Consider the following 10917-nt stretch of genomic DNA (forward strand, 5'->3'; position numbering starts at 1 on the left):
GCGCCAGCCCTTCGTCGGTGCTCAGCGCGGGGAAACCGTTGCGGCTCAAGCGTTGTCCGGCCTGCTCGCCGAGCGCGCCGCCCATGCCGTCCGCCCAGCGGCCCCAGGCCAGCGAGCGAGCGGGCAGGCCGAGGGCCCGGCGGTGGACGGCGAGACCGTCGAGGAACGCGTTGGCCGCGGCGTAGTTGCCCTGCCCGGCGTTGCCGAGCACACCGGCGGCCGAGGAGAACAGGACGAACGCCGCGAGTTCGTGGCCCTTCGTCAGTTCGTGCAGATGCCAGGCCGCGGTGGCCTTGGGGCCGAACACGGTCGCGAGGCGGTCCGGGGTGAGCGCGCCGACGAGGCCGTCGTCGAGGACACCCGCGGCGTGCACGATCCCGGTCAGCCGGGGAATCCCGGCCAGTACGGTTTCGACGGCTGCGCGGTCGGCGACGTCGCAGGCCTCGACCCGGACGCGCGCACCCAGTTCCGTCAGTTCCGCGGTCAGATCCGCCGCGCCCGGGGCGTCCGGACCGCGACGGCTCGTGAGAACCAGTTCCGTGACACCGTACGTCCGCACCAGGTGGCGGGCGAGGTGGGCGCCGAGCCCACCGGTGCCGCCGGTGACGAGGACCGCGCCACCCGCCAGCTCCGGCGCTTCGGTGGCGGAGCCACGCACCTGTGCGAGCCTCGGCGCGTAAAGCCTTCCCTCACGGAGAAGCAGCTGGTCCTCACCGGTGGCCAGTGCCTTGCCCAGGGCCGTCGTGTCTCCGTCACCGTCGACGAGGACGAACCGGCCGGGCTGCTCGGACTGCGCCGCGCGCACCAGACCCCAGACCGCGGCGGCGGCCGGGTCGGCACCGTCCTCTTCGGACAGTGCGACCGCGCCGGCGGTCAGGACCACCAGGCGGGTGTCCGTGTACTTCGGGTCCTGGAGCGCGGAGAGCACGGTCGCGGTCGCCGCCCGGGCCGCGTCGGCGACATCGCCGTCGGGCTCGGCGAGTTCCAGCACGACGGCGCCGGGCAGTTCCGCTCCGACGTCTTCGAGGCGAGCCCACGACGTTTCGCCGTCGGCTGCCGGAACCGGGCTCCAGACGATCCGGTGGAGCGACTCGCTCGGAGCCATCACGGGGGCGGGGCGCTCGCCGAAGGTGATCTCGGCGGACAGCACCGGGGCACCGGAGAGGTCGAACACCGCCAGCTCCCCCGCCTGGCTCAAGCTCGCCCGGACCGTGGTGGCGCCGGTGGCGTGCAGGGTGACGTTCCGCCAGACGACCGGCCAGCCGTGTTCGGCCAGCACCGGGTCGAGCAGCTCCGGGTGCAGGCCGTAGAGCTGCGCGGCGTCGTCCGGCACGGTCAGTTCGGTCAAGTCGCCTTCCGGAACCGAAGGGGCCGGGGCGGGCGTGGCCACCAGGAAACCGGTGGCGTGCCGCTGCCAGTCCGTTCCGGCGCGGGTGTGGAGGGAGACCGGACGGCGGCCCTCGTCTTCGGCACCGACGGCGACCTGGACCTCGCGTTCCCCGGCCGGCGGCGCCTCGACGGTGAGCTCGGCCAGGGTGCCCGCACCCACCTCGTCGCCGGCCCGGATCGCCAGTTCGACCAGCAGCGTGTCGGAGGGCTCGGCAGGCAGGACACCGGTGCAGAGGACAGAACCGTCGCCCGCCGAGGTCACGGCGGAGGCCAGCACCGGGTGGCGCAGGCCACCGGCGATACGCGCCACGGCCGGTTCGCGCAGCCAGTACCGCTCGTGCTGGAAGGCGTAGGTCGGCAGATCGATCACGCGCGGCTTCGCGGGGGCGAAGTACGCCGTCCAGTCGACGTCGATCCCGCGGACGTGCAGCCGCGCCAGCGCGGTGACGGCCGTGGTGGGCTCGTCGCGGTCCTCGCGCAGGGCGGGGATCGCCTCGCCGGTCCCCGCGGCCAGCGCCGAAAGCACCGCCGCCGGACCGATTTCGAGGAACGTCGTGACGCCTTCGCCCGCCAGTGTCCCGAGTGCGTCGGCGAACCGGACCGGTTCCCGGACGTGCCGCACCCAGTAAGCCGGGTCGGTCAGCTCGGTGGCGACCACGCCGGTGACCGCCGAAACGACCGGGATCGACGGCTCGGCGTAGGTCAGGCTGCGGGCCACTTCGGCGAATTCGTCGAGCATCGGGTCCATCAGCGGCGAATGGAACGCGTGGGAGACGTCGAGCCGCTTCACCTTGCGGCCACGGGCTTCCAGTGCCGCCGCGGCGGCGAGCACCGGTTCCTCGGCACCCGAGAGCACGACGGCGTCCGGACCGTTGACCGCCGCGACGGCGATGCCGTGGAACTCGGCGACCTCGACCGCGTGATCTTCGGGCGCCTGCACGGCGACCATCGCGCCGCCTTCGGGCAGCGCCTCCATCAGGCGACCGCGGGCCTCGATGAGCTTCGCCGCGTCCTCCAGGGAGAACACCCCCGCGATATGAGCGGCCGCGATCTCGCCGATCGAGTGCCCCGCGACATAAGCCGGGCGGACGCCCCACGATGCGAAGAGGCGGTGGAGCGCGACTTCCAGGGCGAAGATGGCGGGCTGCGCGGTGCCGGTCCGGCTCAGGTCGCCGCCTGCCGGGAGCAGTGCGGTGACCTCGTCGTAGGCGGCGGCGAAGGCCGGGAACGCTTCGTACAGACCGCGTCCCATTCCGGCGTGCTGCGAACCCTGTCCGGTGAACAGGAACGCGAGCCGGCCGCCGGCGGGCTCGCCGGTGACGACGTCCGGCGCGGATCCGCCGGAAGCCAGCGCCTGCAACCCGGGCGCGCCGAGGACGACCGCTCGATGCGTGTGCTGCGTGCGAGTGGTGGCCAGCGAGAAGCCGGTGTCGGCCGTGAAGTCCACAGTAGACAGACGGACAGCCTGGGCGGCCAGCGCCTCCGGGGTGCGACCGGAAAGCACCAGCGGCACCACGGGCATCGGCCGCGACGGCTCGGGCTCGGTGTCGGCGGGAGCCTGTTCGAGGACGACGTGGGCGTTGGTGCCGCTGATGCCGAAGGACGAAACCCCGGCGCGGCGCGGGCGTCCGGTCTCCGGCCACGGCGTCCGCTCGGTGAGGAGTGAGATGTCGCCCGCGGTCCAGTCGACGTGCGGGGTCGGCTCGTCCACGTGCAGGCTCGCCGGGACGAGGCCGTGGTTCATCGCCTCGACCATCTTGATGATCCCGGCGACACCGGCGGCGGCCTGCGTGTGGCCGATGTTGGACTTGACCGAGCCGAGCAGCAGGGGCCGCTCGCGCTCACGGCCGTAGGTCGCCAGCAGTGCCTGAGCCTCGATCGGGTCACCCAGCGGGGTCCCGGTGCCGTGCGCCTCGACGACGTCCACGGTGGACGACTCGACGCCCGCGTTGGCCAGGGCCGAGCGGATCACCCGCTGCTGTGAGGGTCCGTTGGGCGCGGTGAGGCCGTTGGACGCGCCGTCCTGGTTGACCGCCGAACCCTTGACGACCGCCAGCACGCGGTGACCGTTGCGGCGGGCGTCGGAAAGGCGTTCCAGGACCAGGATTCCGACACCCTCGGCCCAGTTCGTGCCATCGGCCGCTCCGGCGAACGGTTTGCAGCGCCCGTCCGGTGCCAAGCCGCGCTGACGGGAGAACTCGACGAACATGTCGGGCGAGGCCATCACGTTGACGCCACCGGCCAGGGCCAGGGTGCACTCCCCCGACCGCAGTGACTGCGCGGCGAGGTGAACGGCCACCAGCGACGACGAGCAGGCCGTGTCGACCGAGACGGCCGGGCCTTCCAGTCCGAGCGCGTAGGCGACGCGGCCGGAGACGACGCTGCTGAAGGACGCGGTGCCGAGGAAACCCTCGACCTGCTCGGGAATCGCGCTCAACCGCGAGATGTAGTCGTTGGACAGCGCCCCGGCGAACACGCCGGTGCTGGTGCCGCGCAACGTGCCCGGCTCGATGCCCGCACGCTCCAGCGCCTCCCACGCGGTTTCCAGGACCTGACGCTGCTGCGGATCCATGGCGAGCGCTTCACGCGGTGAGATACCGAAGAATTCGGCGTCGAAATCGCCCGCGTTGTAAAGGAAAGCGCCTTCGGAGGCGTAGGTGGTACCGCGGTGGTCGGGGTCCGGGTGGAACAGGGAGTCCAGGGGCCAGTCGCGGTCGGCCGGGAAGTCGCCGACGCCGTCGCGGCCGTCCGCCACCAACTGCCAAAGCTCGGCGGGTGAAGTGACCTCGCCCGGATAGCGGCAGCCCATGCCGACGATGACGACGGGGTCGTCGTGGATACCGGACCCGGCCGCGGTGGAGGAAACCGCGACCGGGGCCGGCGTCTCGTCCCCGACGAGTTCGCCGCGCAGGAAGACCTTCAGCGCGTCCGGTGTCGGGTGGTCGAACACGAGCGTCGCGGGCAGGCGGAGGCCCGTCGCGGCGCCGAGACGGTTGCGCAGCTCGACCGCGGTGAGCGAGTCGAAGCCGATTTCGTTGAACGCGCGGGTCGCGGCGATCCCGGCCGCGTCGGCGTGGCCGAGCACCAGCGCGACCTCGCGGCGTACCAGGTCCAGCAGCAGTTCGTCCTGCTCCGAAGCGGGCAGGCCGGTGAGCTTGCGCCGCAGTTCGCCTGCCTGCTCGGCGGTGGCGGTCTTGGCCTTGGCGCGTCCGGAGCCGCCTACGAGCGCGCGGATGAGCGGTGAGATCGGGGCGTCGCTGCCGCGCACCGTGGCGCGGTCGAATTTGAGGCCGAGCAGGACGGCGTGGTCGAGGCCGACGGCGCGGTCGAACATCGCCAGGCCCTCTTCGGGGTCGATCGGCGGGAAACCACTGCGGCGCATACGTTCCTCGCCCGCGTCGCCGAGTTCGCCCTTCATCCCGCCGGACCACAGACCCCACGCGACGGACTGCGCGGCGAGACCGTCGGCGCGACGGCGGGTCGCGAGGCCGTCGAGGAAGGCGTTGGCGGCGGCGTAGTTGCCCTGGCCGGGGTTGCCGAGCACCCCGGCGGCCGAGGAGAACTGGACGAACCAGCGCAGCGGGAGGTCCGCGGTCAGTTCGTGCAGGTGCCAGGCCGCGTCGGCCTTCGGGGCGAGGACGCGGTCGAGCCGTTCGGGGGTCAGTGCGTCGATCGGGGCGTCGTCGAGGACACCGGCCGCGTGGACGACGCCGGTGAGCGGATGCTCGGCCGGGATCGCGGCCAGCAGCGCGGCGACGGCGTCGCGGTCCGCACCGTCGCAGGCAGCGATGGTGACGGACGCGCCGAGAGCGGTGAGCGCGTCGAAAAGTCCGGCCGCGCCGGGCGCGTCCGGGCCGCGACGGCTGGTGAGCAGCAAGTGCCGGACGCCGTGTTCGGCGATCAGGTGCTCGGCGAGCATCGCGCCGAGACCACCGGTACCGCCGGTGATCAGGACGGTGCCCTCGGGCTCCGGGCCGCGCGGGATGGTGAGCACGACCTTGCCGATGTGCTTGGCCTGGCTCAGCAACCGGAACGCCTCCGGCGCGCGGCGGACGTCCCAGACACGGCGCGGCAACGGCTTCAGGACACCGCCGACGAACAGGTCCAGCACTTCGGCCCACATACGGGAGAACTTCTCGGGTCCCGCTTCGATCAGGTCGTAGGGCCGGTACTCGACACCGGCGTGCCGCGCGGCGACCTCTTCGGGATCGCGCAGACCCGCCTTGCCCATCTCCAGGAACCGGCCGCCACGCGGCATCAACCGCAGGGAGGCGTCCACGAAGTCACCGGTGAGCGCGTCGAGGACGACGTCGACACCGCGGCCCTCGCTGGTGGCGAGGAAGTGCTGCTCGAAGTCGAGGGTGCGGGAGTTGGCGATGTGGGCGTCGTCGAGCCCGGCTTCGCGCAACACGTGCTGTTTGGCGGGGCTGGCGGTGCTGTAGACCTCGGCACCGAGGTGGCGGGCGATCTGGATCGCCGCCATGCCGACCCCACCGGCGCCCGCGTGGACCAGCACGGACTCGCCCGCCTTCAGCCCGGCGAGTTCCTTGAGACCGAAGTAGGCGGTGAGGAACACCAGCGGTACGGACGCGGCTTCTTCGTCGGTCCAGGTTTCCGGGATCCGGGCGCACATCGAACGCTGCGCGGTGGTGATCGAGCCGATACCGCCGATCGCGACACCCATCACGCGGTCGCCGGGGCTCATGTCGTCCACATCGGAACCGACTTCGAGGACGACGCCCGCGATCTCGTTGCCGAGCGGGCCGGGTTCACCCTCGAACATGCCGAGGACGTTGAGCGCGTCCCGGAAGTTGAGGCCTGCGGCGCCGACGGCGACCCGGATATGCCCAGGCGCCAAGGGTTCCAGGGCCTGCGGGCAGGGCTCCAGGCGGAGTTCCTCCAGCGTGCCGCGACCGGCCATGCCGAGCCGCCACGCGGGTTCGGCGGGCGGCGCGAGTTCGTCGGTGCCCGGCACGGGACCGAGGCGCAATGCGGCGAACGCGCCTTCGCGCAGGGTCAGTTGGGGTTCGCCGGTCGCCAGCGCGGCGGCCAGTTCGGCGTCGGTCAGATCGCCGGTCTCGGTGTCGACGAGGACGACGCGGCCGGGAAGTTCGCTCTGCGCGGAGCGGCCGAGGCCCCAGACCGCGGCGGCGGCCGGGTCGACGCGGCCCGGACCGATCGCGTCGCAGGTCACGATGACGAGCTTCGCGTCGGCGAACCGGTCTTCGGTCGAGAACTGCTGTACGACGGCGAGGACCTCGCGGGTGGCGATCAGTGCCTCGGTCGGGTCGGTGAACACCGGCAGCACGACGACCGGCGGCACGACGCCGCCGCCGACCCGCCCGTGGTACGCCCATTCGACCCGCGCCGGGTCTGCCGGCGTGGGAACCGGCGTCCAGTCGAGACGGAACAGTGAATCGAGACCGGGGGTCGCCGCGGTGACGGGGGCGAGTTCACGCAAGGTCAGGGAGCCGATGGTGACGACCGGAGCGCCGGTGCCGTCAGCGGCGCGCAGGGCGACCGAGCCGGAGGCGTCGGGCGTCAGCTTCAGCCGCAGGGCCGAGGCACCCGTGGCGTGCAGAGTGACGTCCTGCCAGAGGAACGGCAGCTTGGCGCCTCCCGGCTCCTCGGACAGGAGACCGATCGCGTGCAGGCCCGCGTCGAGCAGGGCCGGGTGGAGCCCGAAGCGCTCGATGTCGGCCTTGCCGGTGTCGTCCGGCAACTCGGTTTCGGCGAAGATCTCCTCGCCCCGGCGCCACGCGGCCTTGAGTCCTCGGAAGACCGGTCCGTACTCGAGACCCGCGGCGGCGAACACCGGATAGACCTCGGTGACGTCGATCCGGGTGGCGTCCTGGGGCGGCCATTCGGCCAGGTCGAAGCTCGCGGCCGGGGCCTGGGGCGCCAGCGTGCCCGAACCGTGGAGCGTCCAGGCGCCTTCACCGGCACGGGAGTACACGGCGACGGCGCGGCGGGCGCTCTCGTCCGGCGCGCCGAGGACGACCTGGACGTCCAGCGGTCCCGCCAGGACCATCGGCTCGCGCAGGGTCAGTTCTTCCAGATGCGCACAGCCCGCTTCGTCGCCGGCTCGCAGCGCGAGTTCGACCAGTGCGGTGCCGGGCACGATGACGGTCCCCGCGACGGCGTGGTCGGAAAGCCAAGGGTGGGTCGACGGCGAGAGGCGGCCGGTCAGCACGATCCCGGCGCCGTCGGCGAGCAGGACACTCGCGCCCAGCAGCGGGTGGGCGGCGTCGGCGAGGCCGAGGCCGCCCGGGTCACCGGCGCTGTGGCCGCCGCGCAGCCAGTAGTTCTCGCGCTGGAACGGGTACGTGGGCAGGTCGATCGTGCGGGCGCCGGTGCCGGAGTGGAACGTGGTCCAGTCGACGCGGGCGCCGCGGACGTGCAGTTCGGCGAGCACGGTCATCGCCGTCCGGGCCTCCGGACGGTCCTTGCGCAGCACCGGGACGGCGAGGGTGCCTTCCGGTGGCAGCGTCCGCGCGGCCATGCCGGCCAGGACCGAGTCCGGGCCGATCTCGACGAACCGGGAAACCCCTTCGCCACGAAGGAAACCGACGCCGTCGGCGAACCTGACGGGCTGCCGGACGTGCCGCGGCCAGTAGCCGGGGACGGTGACCTCGTCCGGTCCGGCGAGGCGGCCGGTCACATTGGACACCACGGGGATCGACGGCGCGTGGTGCGGGATCTCTTCGGCGATGGCGCCGAATTCGGCGAGCATGCCGTCCATCCGCGCGGAGTGCGACGCGTGGGAGATGTTGAGGCGCTTGATCTTGCGGCCGCGTTCGGCGAATCCGGCGGCCAGCGCTTCGGCGGCGGCCTCCTCGCCGGAGACGACGACCGAGTCGGGAGCGTTGAGCGCGCCGATGGCGAGGCCGTCGGTCAGCTCGGCCGCGACCTCCTCCTCGGTGGCCTGGATGCCGATCATCGCGCCGCCGGGCGGCTGCGCCTCCATCAGCCGTCCGCGCGCGGTGATCATCCGCGCGGCGCCTTCGAGGTCCCAGACCCCCGCGACGTGGGCCGCCGCCAGCTCGCCGGCGGAGTGGCCGACGACGTAGTCCGGCCGGGCACCCCATGACTCCAGCAGACGGAAGAGCGCGACCTGCAGGGCGAACATCGCGGGCTGGGCGAAGGTCATCCGGTCGAGCAGGGCCTGGTCGTCGCCGAAGACGACGTCGGCCAGCGGCCGGTCGAGATGCGCGTCGAGAGCGGCGCACGCTTCGTCGAAGGCGGCCTTGTAGGCGGGGAAGGTGTCGTAGAGTTCGCGGCCCATGCCGCAGCGCTGGGCGCCCATCCCGGAGAACAGGAACGCGGTGCGGCCGAGCAGCGGTTCACCGGTGACGACGCCGGGCGCGGGTTCACCCGCGGCCAGCGCGGTCAGCCCGGCCTTGAGGTCTTCACGGGTACTGCCGACGATCGCGGCGCGGCTTTCCAGCGCGGTGCGGGTGGTGGCCAGCGACCAGCCTAGGTCGAGCGGCTCCACGGTGTCCACAGTGGACAAAAGCTGGGTGGCGGCCGCCTTCAGCGCGGCGGGGCCACGGGCCGAGAGCGGCCAGGTCAGGACGGCGGGCGGAGTGCGCTCGGGCTCGGCGTCCTCGCTTTCGGGTGCCTGCTCCAGGATGACGTGCGCGTTGGTGCCGCTCATGCCGAAGGACGACACCCCGGCGCGACGGGGACGGTCGCCGGTGTCCCAAGGCTTCGGCTCGGTGAGGAGTTCGACGGCCCCGGCCGCCCAGTCGACATGCGGCGACGGCTCGTCGACGTGCAGGGTGCGCGGCAGCACGCCGCGGCGCATCGCCTCGACCATCTTGATGATGCCGGCGGCACCCGCGGCCGCCTGCGTGTGGCCGATGTTCGACTTGATCGAGCCGAGCCACAACGGTGTTTCGCGTTCGCGGCCGTAGGTGGCCAGCAGCGCCTGTGCCTCGATCGGGTCGCCCAGGGTGGTGCCGGTGCCGTGGGCTTCGACGGCGTCGACGTCCACAGTGGACAGCTTCGCGTTCTTGAGCGCGGCACGGATGACGCGCTGCTGAGCCGGGCCGTTGGGCGCCGTGAGCCCGTTGGACGCGCCGTCCTGGTTGACCGCGGAACCGCGGATGACGGCGAGGACGCGGTGTCCGTTGCGACGGGCGTCGGACAGCCGCTCCAGCAGGATCATGCCCGCGCCCTCGGACCAGCCGGTGCCGTCGGCGGCGCCGGCGAACGCCTTGCAGCGGCCGTCCGGCGCCATTCCCCGCTGGCGTGAGAACTCGACGAACGTCTCCGGCGTGGCCATCACCGTGACCCCGCCGGCCAGGGCGAGCGAGCACTCCCCCGACCGCAGCGAGTGTGCCGCCAGGTGGACCGCGACCAGCGACGACGAGCAGGCCGTGTCGATCGTGACCGCCGGGCCTTCGAGGCCCAGGGTGTAGGCGAGCCGGCCCGACAGCACGCTGTTGGACGAGCCGGTGCCGAGGAATCCTTCGACCTCTTCGGATCCGCCGTCGAATCCGGAGACGTACTCACTGCGCATCGCCCCGGCGAACACACCGGTGGCGCTGCCCTTGAGCGCGGCCGTGTCCAGCCCGGCGCGCTCGAACGTCTCCCAGGTGACCTCCAGCAGCAACCGCTGCTGCGGGTCCATCGCCAAGGCTTCCCGCGGCGAGATGCCGAAGAAGCCCGCGTCGAACTCCCCGGCGTCGTGCAGGAATCCACCCTGATCGCTGTACGTGGTCCCGCGGTGTTCCGGGTCCGGGTGGTACAGCGAGTCGGTGTCCCAGCCACGGTTCGCCGGGAAGCCCGACATGCCGTCACCGCCGCCGTCGACGAGGTCCCACAGTCCTTCCGGCGAGGTGACCCCGCCCGGGAACCGGCAGGCCATGCCGATCACCGCGAGGGGTTCGGAGCTGCTTTCCTCGGCGTCTCGCAGGCGGCGCCGCGTCTCACGCAGTTCGGCGGTCAGTCGCTTGAGGTAGTCGAGCGTCCGCTCGTCGGTCGTCATGACGGTGGTCCTCCTCGCGGCGGCGGTGTCGTACGCCGGGCCGGGGTCAGAGTTCGTTGTCCAGCAGGGCGAACATGTCGTCGATGGTGTCCACTTCCAGATCCGCGTCGCCGCCGGACGGCCGGACCCGCTCCTGCCACAGGGCGACCAGGTTCCGCAGCTTCGCCTCGACCTCGTCGGCGCCCGTAGCCTCGATGTCCACTGTGGACAGCTCGGCCGCGAGCCGGTCGATTCCCGACGCCAGCCCGGTTTCCGCGGCAGGTCCTGCGGGAACTATTTCGGACTGCAGGAACTTGGCGAGGTCGTCCGGGGTCGGGTAGTCGAAGATCAGCGTCGCGGGCAGGCGCAGCCCGGTGGCCGCGTCGAGCCCGTTGCGGAGCTCGACAGCGGTGAGTGAGTCGAAGCCGAGTTCGGTGAACGCCCGGCCCGGCTCGACCGAGTCGGCGCCGTCGTGCCCGAGGGCCGCCGCGGCCTGGCCGCGCACCACCCCGACTGCTCCCGTTTGTGCACGTTGGAGATGTGCAGTTCGATCAGCG

2 protein-coding genes are annotated in these 10917 nt (G+C 72.4%); both read right to left on the reverse strand.

The window, feature by feature from the left end:
- On the reverse strand, positions 1 to 10381 hold a 10381-nt coding region (locus H5J31_RS38510; RefSeq protein WP_181777590.1), incomplete at its 3' end, for a type I polyketide synthase.
- A 46-nt stretch (positions 10382 to 10427) separates the two neighbouring features.
- The coding region (locus tag H5J31_RS38515) for an acyl carrier protein (RefSeq protein ID WP_207899491.1) at positions 10428 to 10917 on the reverse strand (490 nt) is incomplete at its 5' end.

Origin of the sequence: Amycolatopsis pittospori (assembly GCF_013870525.1) — a bacterium.
Taxonomy (GTDB): domain Bacteria; phylum Actinomycetota; class Actinomycetes; order Mycobacteriales; family Pseudonocardiaceae; genus Amycolatopsis; species Amycolatopsis pittospori.